At 71.3% G+C, this 16,018-nt stretch carries 15 protein-coding genes and 1 tRNA gene; 8 read left to right on the top strand and 8 right to left on the bottom strand.

The window, feature by feature from the left end; translation table 11 throughout:
- Positions 1–67: 67 nt before the first annotated feature.
- Positions 68–1,612 carry an amino acid permease gene (locus B4E97_RS00850; protein ID WP_286958309.1) on the bottom strand — a complete coding sequence of 515 codons (1,545 nt, stop codon included), beginning with the start codon at positions 1,610–1,612 and terminating at the stop codon, positions 68–70.
- A gap of 216 nt (positions 1,613–1,828) precedes the next feature.
- On the opposite strand from B4E97_RS00850, the gene B4E97_RS00845 reads away from it, so the two are divergent.
- The 6 genes from B4E97_RS00845 (at position 1,829) to B4E97_RS00820 (ending at position 8,926) form a co-directional block, all read left to right on the top strand.
- Complete coding sequence (locus B4E97_RS00845) at positions 1,829–2,908, top strand: energy-coupling factor ABC transporter permease (protein ID WP_286958308.1); 1,080 nt, start codon at positions 1,829–1,831, stop codon at positions 2,906–2,908.
- Complete coding sequence (gene cbiQ, locus B4E97_RS00840) at positions 2,901–3,713, top strand: cobalt ECF transporter T component CbiQ (RefSeq protein WP_286958307.1); 813 nt, start codon at positions 2,901–2,903, stop codon at positions 3,711–3,713. The genes B4E97_RS00845 and cbiQ overlap by 8 nt, the downstream gene beginning before the upstream one ends.
- Positions 3,695–4,513, top strand: a complete 819-nt coding sequence (locus B4E97_RS00835) for an energy-coupling factor ABC transporter ATP-binding protein (protein ID WP_239261491.1) — start codon at positions 3,695–3,697, stop codon at positions 4,511–4,513. Before cbiQ ends, B4E97_RS00835 begins: the two co-directional genes overlap by 19 nt.
- 268 nt (positions 4,514–4,781) lie before the next feature.
- Complete coding sequence (locus B4E97_RS00830) at positions 4,782–6,353, top strand: Re/Si-specific NAD(P)(+) transhydrogenase subunit alpha (protein ID WP_286958305.1); 1,572 nt, start codon at positions 4,782–4,784, stop codon at positions 6,351–6,353.
- Positions 6,354–6,360: 7 nt separating this feature from the next.
- Entirely contained in the window at positions 6,361–7,755 is a 1,395-nt protein-coding gene (gene pntB, locus B4E97_RS00825; RefSeq protein WP_286958304.1) for a Re/Si-specific NAD(P)(+) transhydrogenase subunit beta, read from the top strand.
- A 184-nt stretch (positions 7,756–7,939) separates the two neighbouring features.
- Positions 7,940–8,926, top strand: a complete 987-nt coding sequence (locus tag B4E97_RS00820) for a type IV toxin-antitoxin system AbiEi family antitoxin domain-containing protein (protein ID WP_029212837.1) — start codon at positions 7,940–7,942, stop codon at positions 8,924–8,926.
- 42 nt (positions 8,927–8,968) lie between these two features.
- Here the strand turns inward: B4E97_RS00820 and B4E97_RS00815 are convergent, their stop codons facing one another.
- The 3 genes from B4E97_RS00815 to upp all read right to left on the bottom strand — a co-directional run bounded on the left by B4E97_RS00815 (position 8,969) and on the right by upp (position 10,949).
- Positions 8,969–9,946, bottom strand: a complete 978-nt coding sequence (locus B4E97_RS00815; RefSeq protein ID WP_286958303.1) for a PH domain-containing protein — start codon at positions 9,944–9,946, stop codon at positions 8,969–8,971.
- 15 nt (positions 9,947–9,961) lie between these two features.
- Positions 9,962–10,132 carry a hypothetical protein gene (locus B4E97_RS00810; protein ID WP_019285214.1) on the bottom strand — a complete coding sequence of 57 codons (171 nt, stop codon included), beginning with the start codon at positions 10,130–10,132 and terminating at the stop codon, positions 9,962–9,964.
- 178 nt (positions 10,133–10,310) lie between these two features.
- Entirely contained in the window at positions 10,311–10,949 is a 639-nt protein-coding gene (gene upp / locus B4E97_RS00805; RefSeq protein ID WP_029212835.1) for a uracil phosphoribosyltransferase, read from the bottom strand.
- Positions 10,950–10,965: 16 nt separating this feature from the next.
- Between upp and tadA the strand changes: the two genes are divergently transcribed.
- A complete protein-coding gene (tadA, locus tag B4E97_RS00800) occupies positions 10,966–11,478 on the top strand; it encodes a tRNA adenosine(34) deaminase TadA (protein WP_372490208.1) in 513 nt (170 codons plus the stop codon).
- Positions 11,479–11,488: 10 nt separating this feature from the next.
- Positions 11,489–11,578: transfer RNA gene (locus B4E97_RS00795), tRNA-Ser, on the top strand.
- 84 nt (positions 11,579–11,662) lie between these two features.
- Here B4E97_RS00795 and B4E97_RS00790 read toward each other — a convergent pair.
- Genes B4E97_RS00790 through B4E97_RS00775 form a run of 4 tightly spaced genes read right to left on the bottom strand, consistent with a single transcriptional unit; the run spans position 11,663 to position 15,925 of the window.
- The gene (locus B4E97_RS00790) at positions 11,663–12,676 is read right to left on the bottom strand and encodes an aldo/keto reductase (RefSeq protein WP_286958300.1); all 1,014 of its coding nucleotides are present in this window, start codon (positions 12,674–12,676) and stop codon (positions 11,663–11,665) included.
- A complete protein-coding gene (locus B4E97_RS00785; RefSeq protein WP_286958299.1) occupies positions 12,676–13,644 on the bottom strand; it encodes a Gfo/Idh/MocA family oxidoreductase in 969 nt (322 codons plus the stop codon). Before B4E97_RS00785 ends, B4E97_RS00790 begins: the two co-directional genes overlap by 1 nt.
- Positions 13,645–13,646: 2 nt before the next feature.
- Positions 13,647–15,005, bottom strand: coding sequence for a protocatechuate 4,5-dioxygenase subunit alpha (gene ligA, locus B4E97_RS00780; RefSeq protein ID WP_286958298.1), 1,359 nt, complete (start codon positions 15,003–15,005; stop codon positions 13,647–13,649).
- Positions 15,002–15,925, bottom strand: a complete 924-nt coding sequence (locus B4E97_RS00775; protein ID WP_029211719.1) for an amidohydrolase family protein — start codon at positions 15,923–15,925, stop codon at positions 15,002–15,004. Before B4E97_RS00775 ends, ligA begins: the two co-directional genes overlap by 4 nt.
- Positions 15,926–16,018: the final 93 nt, after the last annotated feature.

Genomic DNA, 16,018 nt, shown 5'->3' with positions numbered 1-16,018 from the left:
CGGGATGTGACCACTCGGCGTGAGAGGTGGTCGGCGTCTCGCGCAGGAAGCGGGACGCGGGTCGGGGTCAGTCGTCCTGCCGGGTCGACCCGTTGGCGTCGTAGCGACCCCCGGCGGCGGGGTTGCCGATGTGCTCGTGGGGCGTCGCGGCCTCGCCCTTGAGGTGCAGGCGCGAGTGGGTCCGCGAGTACGCGAAGTAGATCAGGAAGCCGAGCGCCATCCACACGAGGAACCGCAGCCAGGTGTCGAGCGGCAGGTTGAGCATCAGGTAGAAGGAGACCAGCGCGGCGAGCCAGGGCAGGATCGGCGATCCGGGCACCTGGAAGGAGCGCTCCAGGTCGGGGCGGCTCTTGCGCAGCACCGGGACGGCGACCGACACGAGGACGAAGGCCGACAGGGTGCCGATGTTGACCATCTCCTCGAGCTTGCCGATGGGGGTCAGCGAGGCCACGAGGGCGACGAGCAGGCCGATGATGATCGTGATGCGGACCGGGGTGCCGGTGCGGTGGTTGGTGCGGCCCAGCCAGCGGGGGAGCAGCCAGTCGCGGGACATCGCGAAGACCACGCGCGTGCCACCGATCATCAGCGTCATGACGACGGTGAACAGACCGGCGACGGCGCCGGCGGAGATGAGCGTCGACGCCCACCCCTGACCGACGCTCTCGAACGCCGAGGCCAGCGCTGCCTTGGGGTTGATCTGGTCGTAGTGCACCATGCCGGTGATCACGAGCGAGACGGCCACGTAGAGGATCGTGCAGATGATCAGCGAGGCGATGATGCCGATCGGCAGGTCCTTCTGCGGGTTGCGGGCCTCCTCGGCCGTCGTCGCGACCACGTCGAAGCCGATGTAGGCGAAGAACACGAGCGAGGCGCCGGCGAGGATGCCACCCCAGCCGTAGGTCGTCGGGTTGAGGCCGAAGATCAGCTGCACGAGGGGCTGGTGCATGACGCCGGCCTCGGCGGCCTGCGGGGCGATCGCCTCCGGGATGAACGGCGAGTAGTTCTCCGGCTTGATGAAGCGGATGCCGGCGATGATCACGAACAGCACGATGAACAGCTTGATCGCGACGAAGACGAGGTTGACCCGCATCGACTCCTTGATGCCGTAGGCGATCAGGGCCGTGATGACGGCGACGAGGAGGAAGGCCGGCAGGTCGAAGCGCGAGCCGGGGGCCACGGAGGCGGGGAACGTGAGGCCGAGGTGGCCGAGGAGCACGACGAAGTACTGCGACCAGCCCTGGGCGACGACGGCGGCGCCCAGCATCATCTCCAGGAGCAGGTCCCAGCCGATGATCCAGGCGACGAGCTCACCGAGCGTCGCGTAGGAGAAGGTGTAGGCCGACCCGGACACGGGGACGGTCGAGGCGAACTCGGCGTAGCAGAGGGCGGCGAGCCCGCAGGAGAAGGCCGCGATCACGAAGGAGATGACGATGGCGGGGCCGGCGTACTGCGCGGCGGCGCGTCCGGTGAGGGTGAAGATGCCGGCTCCGATGATGACGCCGATGCCGAAGACCGTGAGGTCGACCGCCGTCAGGTTCTTCTTGAGCTGGTACTCCTCCTCGACGGTCTCGGCGATGGACGCCTCGATCGACTTCGTGCGGAACAGGCTCATCCGGTCAACTCCTCGTAGGTGTGGGCGCGGCACGTCTGGTGGGCCGTGAATGACATTGCGCGCCATAGCGTGCACCCGCACGAAGGCCGCTGGGAAGGGCACCAGGGTGGACCGTGACCGGATCGTGCCGCGTCCTGTCCGCATACTGGGAAGTACGTCAGCGCCGCAGGTCGAACCCGTATTGCAATGCCTTCGCAACAGGGAAATGATGACGGCATGCACATCCCCGACGGGTTCCTGGACGCCCCCACCTCCATCGGCACCGGCCTGCTGGCGGTGGGCGCCACGGCGCTGGCCCTGCGCCAGGCCCGGCGCGAGCTCGGCGAGACCGGGCCCGTGCTGGCGGGCCTCGTCGCGTGCTTCATCTTCGCCGTGCAGATGGTCAACTTCCCGGTCGGGGCGGGCACGAGCGGTCACCTCCTCGGCGGAGCGCTCGCCGCGGTCCTCGTCGGCCCATGGACGGGCGTGCTCGTCATGACGACGGTGCTGCTCGTGCAGGCGCTCGTCTTCGCCGACGGCGGGCTCACCGCACTCGGCGCCAACATCACCGTCATGGGCGTGGTCGGCGTCCTCGTCGGGTCGATCGTCGTGCGCGCCGTCCTCGCGGTGCTCCCTCGCCGGCCGGCCTCCGTGGTGCCCGCCGCAGCCGTCGCGGGTCTGCTCGCGGTCCCGGCCGCGGCCCTCGCCTTCGTCGGTCTGTATGCCGTGGGCGGGGCCGCCCCCATCCCGCTGGGCACCCTCACGACGGCGATGCTCGGCTGGCACCTGGTCATCGGCATCGGGGAGGCCGTCATCACCGCGGCCGTCGTGTCCGCCGTCGTGGCGTCACGACCCGACCTGGTGCACGTCGCGCGTCACCTCGTGCCGGACCTGGAGCTCGTGGACGGCGACGGACGACGGACGACGGTGCGCGCCGACGCACCCGTTGGTCGCCGCCGGGCGGGCGTCACCCCGCGCTTCGCCGGCGGGCTGCTCGCCACGTCCTTGCTGGTCGGCGGGGGGCTGAGCCTGCTGGCCAGCAGCCACCCGGACGGCCTCGAGTATGTCGGCGAGCGCCTCGGCTTCGGCTCCACCGCGGTCGACTCGGCGGCAGCCTCATCGCCGCTGGCGGACTACTCCCTCGCGTGGCTGGGCGACGGGGCGGGAGCCGCGGTCGCCGCCGGCATCATCGGCGTCCTGCTGACCCTGGCGCTCGGTATCCTGCTGTCGTCCCTGGCGCATCGTGGCGGAGCACCCGAGGAGGGCGACGACGACCGCAGCCCGGTCGGTGCGGGCGCCACCCGCCGCGATGGCTGACCTCGCTCCGGCGCCGCCGCTCCACGGTCACGAGCACGGTGGCGGGGCCCCCGAGGAGGGGCTCGTCATACCTCGCGACAGCGTCGTCCACCACCTCCCGCCGCAGGTCAAGCTGGTCTGCCTGCTCGCCTTCATGATCGTCGTGGTCGCCGCGCCGACCGGTGCCTGGGGCCTGCTGGGGCTCGACGCGCTGCTGCTCGTCGCGGTGGTGCTGGCGGCCCGGCTGCCGTGGGCGCACGTGCTGCGGCGGCTCGCGGTCGAGGCGCCGTTCGTGGTGTTCGCGGTCGTGACGCCGTTCGTCGCGACCGGCCCACGCGTCGAGGTGCTGGGCCTGTCGGTGTCGCAGCCGGGCCTCGTGGCGGCGGGCACGATGCTCGCCAAGGCCACGCTGGGCGTGCTCGCCGCTGTTGTCCTCGCGTCGAGCACGGCTCCCCGCGAGCTCGTGGCGGGTCTCGAGCGGCTGCGGCTGCCGGCGGCGTTCGTCGCCATCCTGACCTTCATGGTCCGCTACCTCGGCGTCATCACCGCCGACCTGCACCGCATGCGGGTGGCGCGGGAGTCCCGGGGCTACCGCGGTGGACGGGCGGGGCACCTCGCCGCCGTCGCGGGCGGGGCGGGGGCGTTGTTCGTGCGGTCCTACGAGCGGGGGGAGCGCGTGCACCAGGCGATGCTCGCGCGGGGCTACACCGGGCGGCTGCCCGCGGCCTCGTCGTCTCGACCCGCGTCGCTGGCCGAGTGGCTGACGGGCGCGTCCCTGCCGCTCGCCGCCGCCGTACTCTTGGCCGGATGGCACCTGCTCCCGTGACCCCACCCCCGGCGCCCGCGCCATACCCGGCACCTGCTGCGCCGCCGGCGCTCGACGTCCAGCGGCTGGCGTTCGCCTACCCGGACGGTCGCCAGGTGCTCTACGGCGTGGACCTGCAGGTCGCGGCGGGCGAGCGCGTCGCCGTCCTCGGCCCCAACGGCGCCGGCAAGACCACGCTCCTGCTGCACCTCAACGGCATCCTCGGCTCCGTCAGCGGCGGCACGGGCACGGGCAGCGTCGCCGTGGCCGGGATCCCGCTGCGCCGCGACACCCTCGGCGACGTGCGGCGGCGCGTCGGCATCGTCTTCCAGGACCCCGACGACCAGCTGTTCATGCCCACGGTCGGCGATGACGTGGCCTTCGGTCCGCACAACCTCGGCCTGCGCGGTGCGGCCCTCGACGAGCGGGTCCGCCGATCCCTGGACCTGGTCGGGATGGGGGACGTCATCGACCGCCCGCCCCACCACCTGTCCTTCGGGCAGCGCCGTCGCGTGGCCGTCGCGACCGTCCTCGCCATGGAGCCGGACGTGCTCGTGCTGGACGAGCCGTCGTCCAACCTGGACCCCGCGAGCCGCCGCGAGCTCGCGGACATCCTCACGTCCCTGGACGTGGCGATCCTCATGGTCACCCACGACCTGCCCTATGCCCTGCAGCTGTGCTCCCGGTCGGTGCTGCTCGACGAGGGCCGCATCGTGGCGGACGGCCGCACCCGAGACCTGCTCGCCGACGACACCCTCATGCGGGCCCACCGCCTCGAGCTGCCCTACGGCTTCGACCCGTTGTCGGTGCCGGGCGCCTGAGGAGGCCCCCCGCAATCGCTCGTGACGCCCCCGAAGAGCCACGAGCCCCCTGATCTCACGCGGGAGGCCTCCGGCGTCGACGGTATCAACGAGGGGTGGGCTCGACCCAGACGCGTTTCACCACTCGGCACAGTCCCGCACGCAGGGTGGTGAACAGTTGCTCACCGCGACGCTCGCGTCGGCTCCGGCAGTCGCGACCGGGGGTCGGTGGTCGTCCGGGCCAGGCATGGCCATACAGTGATGCCACCCACGTCGGAAGGCTCCACCCATGCAGATCGGTGTCCCTCTCGAGACGCTCCCCGGCGAGACCCGCGTCGCCGCCACGCCCACCAGCGTCGTGCAGCTCGTCACGCTCGGCTACGACGTCGTCGTCGAGTCCGGCGCCGGCGCCGCGGCCAGCCTGCCCGACGAGGCGTATGCCGAGGCCGGCGCCACCGTCGTCGACCGCGAGGGGGCCTGGGCCGCCGACATGGTCTACAAGGTCAACCCGCCGAGCGACGACGAGATCCAGCAGCTGCGGGAGGGCGCGACCCTCGTCAGCCTGGTGCAGCCGGCGCTGCGGCCCGAGCTGGTCGAACGCCTCGCGGCCCACCGCCTGACGGTCCTCGCCACCGACGCCGTGCCCCGCATCTCGCGGGCGCAGTCGCTGGACGTCCTGAGCTCGATGGCCAACATCGCGGGCTATCGCGCGGTGGTGGAGGCCGCCCACGAGTTCGGCCGGTTCTTCACCGGGCAGGTCACGGCGGCCGGCAAGGTCCCACCGGCCACCGTCATGGTCGCCGGTGCCGGGGTCGCCGGCCTCGCCGCCATCGGCACGGCCAACGCGCTCGGCGCCGTGGTCAAGGCCACCGACGCCCGCCCCGAGGTCGCCGAGCAGGTCGAGTCGATGGGCGCGCAGTTCCTCGCCGTCGACGTCGAGCAGCAGGTCTCCACCGACGGCTACGCGCACGGCACGACCTCGGCCTACGACGAGGCCGCCGCTCGGATGTATGCCGAGAACGTCCCCCAGAGCGACATCGTCATCACCACCGCCCTCATCCCGGGCCGGCCCGCGCCCCGGCTGATCACCGCCTCGATGGTCGCCGCCATGCGCCCCGGCTCCGTCATCGTCGACATGGCCGCGGCCACCGGCGGCAACGTCGAGGGCAGCGTCCCCGACCAGCGCGTCGTCACCGACAACGGCGTCGTCATCCTCGGATACACCGACCTGCCCGCCCGCCTGCCCGGCCAGGCCTCGCAGCTCTACGCCACCAACCTCGTCAACCTGACCAAGCTCATCACCCCCGGCAAGGACGGGCAGGTCGTCCTCGACATGGAGGACGTCGTGCAGCGCGGCATGACCGTCGTGCTGCAGGGCGAGACGCTCTGGCCCCCACCACCGATCCAGGTCTCGGCGGCGCCCCCACCCGCTGCTGCCGGGGGAGGCGCGACGGTCGCCGGGGCCGGGTCCGGGGTGACCGACGCCGAGCCGGTGACGGGCGATCGCGGCGGGCGGTCGGCATACGGCCGGGGTCTGCTGCTCCCGCTCGGGGTCGTGGCCTTCCTGCTGCTGGCCGCGTTCTCGCCGCCCGCGTTCCTCGGCCACTTCATGGTGTTCATGCTGGCCTGCGTGGTCGGCTACTACGTCATCGGCAACGTCCACCACGCCCTGCACACCCCGCTGATGTCGGTCACCAACGCCATCAGCGGCATCATCATCGTCGGCGCGCTCGCCCAGCTCGGGCGCGGTCATCTCGCCGTCGACGTCCTCGCGTTCGCCGCCGTCCTCGTCGCCAGCATCAACATCTTCGGCGGCTTCACGGTGACCCAGCGCATGCTCGCGATGTTCCGGAAGGGCTGACCCGCCGATGACCGCCGCCCTGTCCTACGCCGCGCAGATCGTCGCCGGCCTGCTGTTCATCCTCGCCCTCGCGGGCCTGTCCAAGCACGAGTCGGCCCGCCGCGGCAATGCCTTCGGCATCCTCGGTATGGCGCTGGCCCTCGTCGCCACGATCGGCCTCGTCATCTCGCTCAACGGGCTCGACGCGCTGCTCATGCTGCTCGTCGCCATGCTGATCGGTGGCGCCATCGGCGTGCACCGCGCGCAGCGCGTCGAGATGACCGGCATGCCCGAGCTCATCGCGCTGCTGCACAGCTTCGTGGGGCTGGCGGCCGTGCTCGTCGGCTTCAACTCGTGGATCCCGACGTCGGGGCGCCCGGGGCACCTCGACGCGCTCGAGCGCATCCACAACGGCGAGGTCTTCCTCGGGATCTTCATCGGCGCGGTGACGCTCACCGGGTCGATCGTGGCCTTCCTCAAGCTGTCGGCCAAGATGAAGTCCGCGCCGCTGATGCTGCCGCACCACAACCTGGTCAACCTGGCTGCGCTCGTGGTGTCGCTCGGGCTGATGGTGTGGTTCGTGCCGACCGGCCACGCCGTCCCGCTCGTGCTGATGACGGTGATCGCGCTCGCGCTGGGGTGGCACCTGGTCGCCTCGATCGGCGGTGGCGACATGCCGGTGGTCGTGTCGATGCTCAACAGCTACAGCGGATGGGCTGCTGCCGCAGCGGGATTCATGCTCAGCAATGACCTGCTGATCATCACGGGTGCGCTCGTGGGCTCGTCCGGTGCCTACCTGTCCTACATCATGTGCCGCGCCATGAACCGGTCGTTCGTGTCGGTCATCGCCGGCGGCTTCGGCTCGGACGGCGCGGTGACGGGGGAGGAGCGTGACTACGGCGAGCACCGCGAGACGAGCGCCGACGAGGTGGCCTCGCTGCTGGTCGAGGCCCGCTCGGTCGTGATCACGCCCGGCTACGGCATGGCGGTCGCGCAGGCGCAGTACGGCGTCGCCGACCTCGCCGCGCGGCTGCGCGAGCGCGGGGTGCAGGTGCGGTTCGGCATCCACCCGGTCGCCGGACGCCTCCCCGGGCACATGAACGTCCTGCTCGCCGAGGCCAAGGTCCCCTACGACATCGTGCTCGAGATGGACGAGATCAACGAGGACCTGGCGACCACCGACGTGGTGCTCGTGATCGGTGCCAACGACACGGTCAACCCCGCCGCCCTCGACGACCCGTCCAGCCCCATCGCCGGGATGCCGGTGCTCGAGGTGTGGCACGCGCACGACGTGATCGTGTTCAAGCGATCCATGTCGACGGGCTATGCCGGCGTCCAGAACCCCCTGTTCTTCAAGGACAACACCCGCATGCTGTTCGGCGACGCCAAGGAGCGCGTCGACGACATCCTGAAGGCCCTCTGACCTCACGCCCAGCGAGATCGGTGCAGCTTCCTGGTCAGATCTGACACCAGACCTGCACCGGTCTCGTGAGCGCGCGCCTGCCGTCGTCCACAGGTTCGTGGAGCGGGCTCGGCATTCCGCGTCCCCGTCCACAGGCTCACGCCATGGAACCGGCTCGGCCACGGCGGACCCGCATCCTGCTGCCATGCCCCCGAGATGCGACGTCCCCGCCGAGATCCTCGCGCGCGCTGCGGACCGTTCCGGTGTCGTCTCCCGACGTGAGCTCCTGGCGGCGGGCCTGACCCCCACGGTCGTGGCACGCATGACGCGAGCCTGGCGACGTCTCCTCCCGGGGGTCTACTGCCTGGACCTCAGGCCCGAGGCGCCGGAGGACAGCATCTCGTTCGCCCAGCGGGCCCAGGCGGGCGTGGTGCTCGCCGGTGGTGGCGCGGTGGTCGGGGGCATGGCGGCGGCCTGTCTGCTGGGGCTGGTGGACGACCCACCCGCCGTCATCGACATCGTCCTGCCTCGACGGCGGCGGCCGGCTCCACAGCCCGGCTATCGGTTCGTGCGGGTGCGACCCGGGGTGCACGCGACCCCACTCCCGCGTGACCTGCCCACGCTGAGGATCGAGGACGTGGTGCTCGACCTCGCGGCCACAGCACCCCGGGACAGAGCGATCGGTCTCGTGGCCACGGCCTGCCAACGGCGCCTGACGCATCCTTGCCGCCTCGCCGATCGTCTCGCCGCGCGGACCCGGCACCCTCGACGCGCGCTCCTGCAGGGGCTCCTGGCGGACGTGGCGTCTGGGTCGACAAGCTACCTCGAGGTCGGATATCTGCGACGGGTGGAGCGAGCCCACCGTCTGCCCGCGTCAGTTCGTCAGGTCGTCGTGCCTGCGACCGGGCACCGCAGCGACGGTGCCTATCCGGACTCGCGAGTGCTGCTCGAGCTCGACGGCACGGCCTTCCACTCAGGGGCCCAGCGCCTGAGGGATGCCGAGCTGGACGCCGCCCATCTCGTCGAGGGGTGGACGACGATCCGGATCACCTATCCGATGGTGTTCGACCAGGCGTGCGCGACCGCTCGACGCGTGATGGCCGTGCACCGTGCTCGCGGCGGCCAGGGTGCGCTTGGGCGGTGCCCCGAGTGTCCTCCTGCGGGACCGGTGCAGGTTGCTGGTCAGATCTGACACCGGACCTGCACCGATGAGGGCAGGACGAGGTGGTGTGGGTCAGGAGAGGGTGTCGTCGCCGCTGCGGTAGATGCTGGTACCGCTGTCGGGGCCGCGCTCCGGCTCGTTGTCGTAGCGCTTGGCGAACCGCTCCCAGCTGCTCAGCAGCTCACGGGCCTCGGCGTCCTGCGAGACGCGGGCGTCGACGATGGGCAGATCGGCGGTGTCGTGACCGTCGCGGGGCGCCCTGCCACCAGCAGTGCGGCCACCAGCGCCACGCCCGCCCTCACGACCGCGTTCGGCGTCACGCCCCGCAGCACGGGCCCGGTCACGCTCGGCGTCGCGGTCCTGCTGCCAGTCCTCGTCCCACCGGTCGCGGTCGCGGCGGGTCGGAGGCGCCACGCGCTGCATCCGCATCGGCCCGGGCTCGACCTGGACGACCCCGCGATAGGGGTCGTCGTCGTGCTCGTCGGGCCAGGCGTGGGCCTCGTCGACGTCGTCGTCGACCGCGGTCACGCGCTCGCGGTCCTCGACGGCGAAGATCTCGGCGCACAGCGCGCGGTAGTTGTGGTCGGGGTTGGGCACGAACCGGATCTCCGACAGCGCCTGCTGCTGACCGGCCGACTCCATGACGAAGGTCCCCCAGCCGAAGATCCGCCCCATGATCGTGCGGTGGTAGGACATGTCGGTGACCTTGGTGAGGGGCATCATCGCGACCTTGCGCACGATGAAGCCGTAGGTCAGCATCAGGCGCTTGTTGGTCGCCACCACCCACTGCTGACGCCACTCGAAGACCATCCACACGGCGCGTGCCACGGCGGCGAACCACACCCACCACAGGACGTTGACGACGCCCCCGAGCCCGGCCGACACGTTGGCGTCGACCAGGATCACGAGCACCAGGATGGCGATGGCGGTCAGGACGGGCTCGGCCACCACGACGGGGTGCTGGTGGATGGCCACGACCAGCTGCTCACCGTCGAGGACGTAGCGCCTGCGCACCGACGGCGGCAGGTGCGGCTCCTCGGACGCGTCCATCGTCAGGCCCTGGGGTCAGCTGTTGATCAGCACGTCGAAGAAGCGGCCGAGCGACTGGACGGCCTGAACGAGGATGTCCCACACGGTGCGCACGATGTCGGCGGCACGGTCGGGGGAGACGATGATCGCGTAGATCAGGAAGGCGACGAGCAGCCACAGAAAGATCTTCTTGACCTTGGGGTTCACGGTGCGTGGCTCCTTGCTGAGGGGTGGCGCGGGGGCACGGATCAGCGTCCAGTGAAGCAGCGGGCACCCGTGCGGGGCAGGGCGGCTCGCCGCGACGCGCGGTTGAGGTTGGATAACGGGGCGGCCACGGCGCGATCACGGCGGCGCCGTGGGCCGGGGCCGCCGGCATACGGCTGGGTCAGACCACGCCGTAGAGGCGGTCGCCTGCGTCGCCGAGCCCGGGGACGATGTAGCCCTGCTCGTTGAGGTGGTCGTCGATCGCGCCGACGACGAGGGTGACCGGGATGCCGATGTCCTTGACCGCCTCGCGGACCGTCTCGATGCCCTCGGGCGCGGCGATCAGGCAGACGGCGGTGATGTCGTCGGCGCCGAGGTCGCGCAGGAACTCGAAGGCCATGATCAGCGTGTGGCCGGTCGCGAGCATCGGGTCGATGACGTAGACCTGGCGGCCGTGCAGGGAGTCGGGCAGGCGGTTGGCGTAGGCGCTGACCTCGAGCGTCTCCTCGTCGCGCACCATGCCGAGGAAGCCGACCTCGGCGCTCGGCAGCAGCCGCACCATGCCCTCGAGCATGCCGAGCCCGGCGCGCAGGATGGGGACGATGACCGGCTTGGGGTTGGCGAGCTTGATGCCGGTCGTGGGCCCGACGGGCGTCTCGAGGTCGATCGGCTCGGTGCGGACCTCGCGCGTCGCCTCGTAGGCCAGCAGCGTCACGAGCTCCTCGGCCAGCCGCCGGAAGGTCGGGCTGTCCGTGCGCCGGTCGCGCAGGTAGGTGAGCTTGTGGTTGATGAGCGGGTGGTCGGCCACGTGAACCTGCATGGGGGAAACTTATCCCGTGACCGACCCCAGCGCCCCACCGGCGGCCCGCAGCGAGCCGGACGACGGCTTCCCCGTCGACCCGCGCTGGGCCGGGTGGATGGGCGAGGCGCTCGAGCTCGCGGCCGGTTGCGGCGAGGACGTGCCGGTCGGGGCCTGCCTGTATGACGAGAGCGGCACCCTGGTCGGGCGTGGCCGCAACGAGCGCGAGCGACGGCACGACCCGACCGCCCACGCGGAGGTGGAGGCGCTGCGCGAGGCCGCCGCCACGCGGGGCTCCTGGCGCCTGGACGGCTGCACCCTCGTGGTGACGCTCGAGCCCTGCGTCATGTGCGCCGGTGCGATCGCGGCGAGCCGGGTCTCGCGGGTGGTCATGGGGGCCTGGGACGCCAAGGCCGGGGCGGTCGGATCGGTGTGGGACCTGCTGCGCGACCCCCGTGTCCTGCACCAGGTCGAGGTGGTGGGCGGCGTGCGCGAGCAGGAGTGTTCACGCGTACTTTCCGATTTCTTCGCGCGGCGCCGCTCCGTGTAAAGTCTCCGGCGGTGGCGTGTCCGAGCGGCCGAAGGAGTACGCCTCGAAAGCGTATGAGGGTTTACGCCCTCCGTGGGTTCAAATCCCACCGCCACCGCCAACGGTCCTCCAGCAGGACCTGACGAAGCCCCCGCCGGCCACATGGTCGGCGGGGGCTTCGTCGTCGTGCGCGTGGATGCGGTCGTCAGCCGGCCTCGGGGAAGGACTCGGTGTCGACGTCCGCCGCCGCACCGGCGCCGTAGCGTGGGCCGTGGACGGTGCGCTCGTTCATCAGCGCGGACGCCCGCTCGAGGACGTCCGCGGGCAGCGACACGGTCGCGGCGCCCAGGTCCTCCTCGAGGTGCTCGATGCTGCGCGTCCCCGGGATCGCGACGACGTGCTCGCCACGGGACAGGACCCAGGCCAGCGCCAGCTGGGCGAGCGTCACCCCGGCCTCCTGCGCCAGGGCGTCGAGCTCGCGCACGATGGCCAGGTTGGCGGCATAGGCCTCGCCCTGGAAGCGCGGCATCGAGACCCGGAGGTCCTGCTGCGGCAGCGACGCGACGTCCGGCGGGGTCGAGGTGAGGATGCCGCGCCCGAGCGGGCTGAACGCCACCAGCGTGATGCCGAGCTCGGCGCAGACCTCCAGGACCCCGAGCTCGGGGTTGCGGGTCCACAGGCTGTACTCGTTCTGCACGGCGGCGATCGGGTGCACCGCATGGGCGCGCCGGATGGTCGCCGCCGAGACCTCGGAGAGGCCGATCGCGCGGATCTTGCCCTCCTGCACGAGCTGAGCCATGGCCCCGACGCTCTCCTCGACCGGCACGCCCGGATCGACGCGGTGCAGGTAGTAGAGGTCGATGACGTCCGTGCGCAGGCTGGTCAGCGCCTCCTGGCAGGTGCGGCGGATCGTGACAGGGCTGCCGTCGATGACGCGCTTGCCGTCGACGCCCGTCATACCGCACTTGCTGGCGAGGGTGAGCTCGTCGCGACGTGACCCGAGGGTGGACCCGACGAGTCGCTCGTTGGCGCCGAAGCCGTAGAGCGCCGCGGTGTCCAGGTGGTCGACGCCGAGGTCGAGGGCGGCGCGCAGGACCGCGGCGCCCTGCTCCTCGTCCGGGATGGGGTGGTAGACGTGGCTGAGGTTCATGCAGCCCAGGCCGACGGGGGCGACCTCGAAGGGCCCGAGCCGGCGGCGGGCAGCGTCCGCGAGCGCCATCAGGACCGGGCCTCGAGCTGCTGCTCCAGGCCGTCCAGCACGCGGTAGCAGTCGATGACCGACGCGATCGAGGCGTTGGGCTCGCGGCCCTCGCGGATCGCGGCGACGAGCTCGCGGTCCTGCAGCTCGATGCCGTCCATGGAGACGTCGACGTCGCTGACGTCGATCTCCTCCTCCTTGCCGGTCACCAGGTCGTCGTAGCGCGCGATGTAGGTGCCGGTGTCGCCGATGTAGCGGAAGAAGGTGCCGAGGGGGCCGTCGTTGTTGAACGACAGGGACAGGGTGCAGATCGCGCCGTTCTCGGCCCGCAGCTGGATCGACATGTCCATCGCGATGCCGAGCTCGGGGTGCATCGGGCCCTGGACGGCGTTGGCCTGCACGATGGGGCTGCCGGTCTGGTAGGCGAACAGGTCCACCGTGTGGGCCGCGTGGTGCCACAGGAGGTGATCGGTCCAGCTGCGCGGCTGGCCGAGGGCGTTGAGGTTCTTGCGACGGAAGAAGAACGTCTGGACGTCCATCTGCTGTATGGCGAAGTCGCCCGCCGTGATCGCGTTGTGGACCCACTGGTGGCTGGGGTTGAACCGACGCGTGTGGCCCACCATGCCGACCAGGCCGCTCGCGCGCTGGACCGCGAGGCACTCCTCGGCGTCTGCCAACGAGTCGGCGAGCGGGATCTCGACCATGACGTGCTTGCCGGCGCGCAGGCACTCCAGCGTCTGCGAGGCGTGGAGCGGGGTCGGCGTCGCGAGGATGACGGCGTCGACGTCGTCGCGCTGCAGGGACTCCTCGAGGCTGCCGACGGCGGTGCCGACGCCGTGCTCGTCCGCGAACGCCTGAGCGGACTCGAGGCTGGCGCTGATGATCGTGGTCACCTCGACCCCCTCGATGCGCTTGAGGGCGTTGACGTGCTTCGCGCCGAAGGCGCCGCCCCCCGCGAGGGCGATCCGGACGGTGTCGGTGGTAGCCATGGTCACTCCTTGGTGTGGTTGGCCAGGACGAGGTGCCCGACCGCCGTGTTGGAGGCGGGCACATGGTAGAACCGGTGCAGGACCTCGATCGAGCCCGTCTCGTTCACGTCGCTCATGGCCCCGCGGGCGATGAACCACATGACGAGCTCGATGCCCTCGGAGCCGGCCTCGTCGACGTACTCCAGGTGCGGCACCCGGGACAGGCCCTGGGGGTCCTCGACGAGGCGGTCGAGGAAGGCGTTGTCCCACTCCGCGTTGATCAGCCCGGCCCGCGGGCCCTGGAGCTGGTGCGACATGCCGCCCGTGCCCCAGACCTGGACCGTGATGTCCTCGTCCCACGTGTCCAGGGCTCGGCGCAGGGCCTTGCCGAGCGCCAGGCAGCGCGCACCTGAGGGCACGGGGTACTGCACCACGTTGACCGCCAGGGGGATGACCTTGAACGGCCACTCCTCGACGTCGCCGCACAGCAGCGACAGGGGGACCGTCAGGCCGTGGTCGACGTCCATCTCGTTGACGAGCGTGAGGTCGAAGTCGTCGATGATGAGCGACTGCGCGAGGTGCGCGGCGAGCTCGGGGTAGCCGTGGACCGGCGGGACGGGCCGCCGACCGTAGCCCTCGTCGGCCGGCGGGTAGTAGGCGCCGGTGCCGAGGGCGAACGTCGGGATCATCGTGAGGTCGAAGGCCGTCGCGTGGTCGTTGTAGACGAGGATCACGACGTCGGGGGTGTTGTCCTTCAGCCACTGCCGGGACTCGACGTAGCCGTCGAACACCTTCTTCCAGTAGGGCTCCTCGGTCTTGCCGAGGTCCATGGCCGCGCCGATCGCCGGGACGTGCGAGGTGAAGACGGTCGCGGCGAGGGTCACGTGGTGCTCCTGCTGGGCGTCGCCGGCCGCCGCCTCGATCACGGCGGCCGCCATCTCGTCGCCGCCGGCGGCGTCCGTGGCCGCACCCTCGGCGCCCAGCTCCTCGCCCGCGGCCGCGGCGTCGGCGAGCCGGTTGCCGTCGGCGGACCGGCCGCCGCTCTCCATCATCGCGCGGTAGTCCTCCTCGGACATGCCCGTCATCGAGCCCGCCATCTGCTGGAAGGACAGGCCGAAGGTGGCGCCGATCTTGGACAGGAAGTAGATGTTGCCGCCCAGCCGCATCGCCGCGTTGAGGTCGAGGTCCAGGACGGCCTGCTTCTGCTCCTCCGACAGGGGCCACTCGTCGAGGTAGGCGCGCTGGTCGGCGACGAACCGCTCGCGGTTCTCCGCCTTCATCAAGGACATGCAGAACTGGTTGAGGTGGTAGCCCTTGGCGCTCTGCGCCGCGTCGAAGATCGTGGTGCCGGGGACGTTGCGGTAGGACTTGTCGTTGCTCATCGGGCCTCCTCGGGCCAGTACAGACGCAGGGGGTTGTCCACGAGCAGCCGCTGCTGCTTGTCGGGGGTGTCGGCGATCCGGGGGATCCAGTCGACGAGGAGCCCGTCGTCGGGCATGTGCTTCTTGAGGTTGGGGTGCGGCCAGTCCGTGCCCCAGATGACGCGGTCGGGGAAGGTGTCGACGATCCGCTTAGCGAAGGGCACGACGTCGTCATACGCCCGCTGCTCGCCGTCGAGGGCGGCCGGACCGCTCTCGGACAGGCGCTCCGGGCAGGTGGTCTTGCACCACACGTCGTCGCGCGACCGCATGAGGTCCACGAAGGCGTCGAACTCGGGGCCGGCCGGGTCCTTGGTCACGTCGGGGCGCCCCATGTGGTCGATGACGACCGGCACGGTGATGGCCTCGACCAGGCCGCCGACCTCGTCGATGTCGGGGGCCTCGAAGTAGACGACGACGTGCCAGCCGAGTGGCGCGATCTTGTCGACCACCCGGAGGAGCTGGTCCTTGGGGGTGATGTCGACGAGGCGCTTGACGAAGTTGAACCGGACTCCACGCACGCCTGCCTCGTCGAGCTCGGCCAGGGTGTCCTGGCTGACGTCGGCGCGGACGGTCGCGATCCCGCGGGCCCGGCCCTCGGCGCGGCGGACGGCGTCCGCCATCGCGCGGTTGTCGTCGCCGTGGCAGGTCGCCTGCACGATGACGTTGCGGCTGAAGCCGAGGTGGTCCCGCAGCGCGAAGAGCTGGTCGGCGGACGCGTCGCAAGGGGTGTACTTGCGCTCGGGGGCGAAGGGGAACAGGTCACCGGGCCCGAACACGTGGCAGTGCGCGTCGACGGCACCCTCGGGCACCTGGAACGCCGGGGTCGACGGGTCGGAGTACCAGTCGAGCCAGCCCGGGGTCTTGGTGAACGTCTCGCTCATCGAACCCCCTCGTCGAGCCGGCCGGTCCGGATCGGTCGCGGTGCACGGTCCATCGTCGGACCTCCTTCGGCGAGGCGCGCACCCGGTGCGCGT

The sequence above is a fragment of the Arsenicicoccus sp. UBA7492 genome (assembly GCF_002479615.1).
Lineage (GTDB): Bacteria > Actinomycetota > Actinomycetes > Actinomycetales > Dermatophilaceae > Arsenicicoccus > Arsenicicoccus bolidensis.
This window is presented reverse-complemented; position numbering and strand designations above follow the sequence as displayed.

Bases quoted from the DNA above. Each gene is read 5' to 3' on its own strand.
- B4E97_RS00850 (WP_286958309.1), bottom strand. From the start codon at position 1,612: ATGAGCCTGTTCCGCACGAAGTCGATCGAGGCGTCCATCGCCGAGACC.
- B4E97_RS00845 (WP_286958308.1), top strand. From the start codon at position 1,829: ATGCACATCCCCGACGGGTTCCTGGACGCCCCCACCTCCATCGGCACC.
- cbiQ (WP_286958307.1), top strand. From the start codon at position 2,901: ATGGCTGACCTCGCTCCGGCGCCGCCGCTCCACGGTCACGAGCACGGT.
- B4E97_RS00835 (WP_239261491.1), top strand. From the start codon at position 3,695: ATGGCACCTGCTCCCGTGACCCCACCCCCGGCGCCCGCGCCATACCCG.
- B4E97_RS00830 (WP_286958305.1), top strand. From the start codon at position 4,782: ATGCAGATCGGTGTCCCTCTCGAGACGCTCCCCGGCGAGACCCGCGTC.
- pntB (WP_286958304.1), top strand. From the start codon at position 6,361: ATGACCGCCGCCCTGTCCTACGCCGCGCAGATCGTCGCCGGCCTGCTG.
- B4E97_RS00820 (WP_029212837.1), top strand. From the start codon at position 7,940: ATGCCCCCGAGATGCGACGTCCCCGCCGAGATCCTCGCGCGCGCTGCG.
- B4E97_RS00815 (WP_286958303.1), bottom strand. From the start codon at position 9,946: ATGGACGCGTCCGAGGAGCCGCACCTGCCGCCGTCGGTGCGCAGGCGC.
- upp (WP_029212835.1), bottom strand. From the start codon at position 10,949: ATGCAGGTTCACGTGGCCGACCACCCGCTCATCAACCACAAGCTCACC.
- B4E97_RS00790 (WP_286958300.1), bottom strand. From the start codon at position 12,676: ATGGCGCTCGCGGACGCTGCCCGCCGCCGGCTCGGGCCCTTCGAGGTC.
- B4E97_RS00785 (WP_286958299.1), bottom strand. From the start codon at position 13,644: ATGGCTACCACCGACACCGTCCGGATCGCCCTCGCGGGGGGCGGCGCC.
- ligA (WP_286958298.1), bottom strand. From the start codon at position 15,005: ATGAGCAACGACAAGTCCTACCGCAACGTCCCCGGCACCACGATCTTC.
- B4E97_RS00775 (WP_029211719.1), bottom strand. From the start codon at position 15,925: ATGAGCGAGACGTTCACCAAGACCCCGGGCTGGCTCGACTGGTACTCC.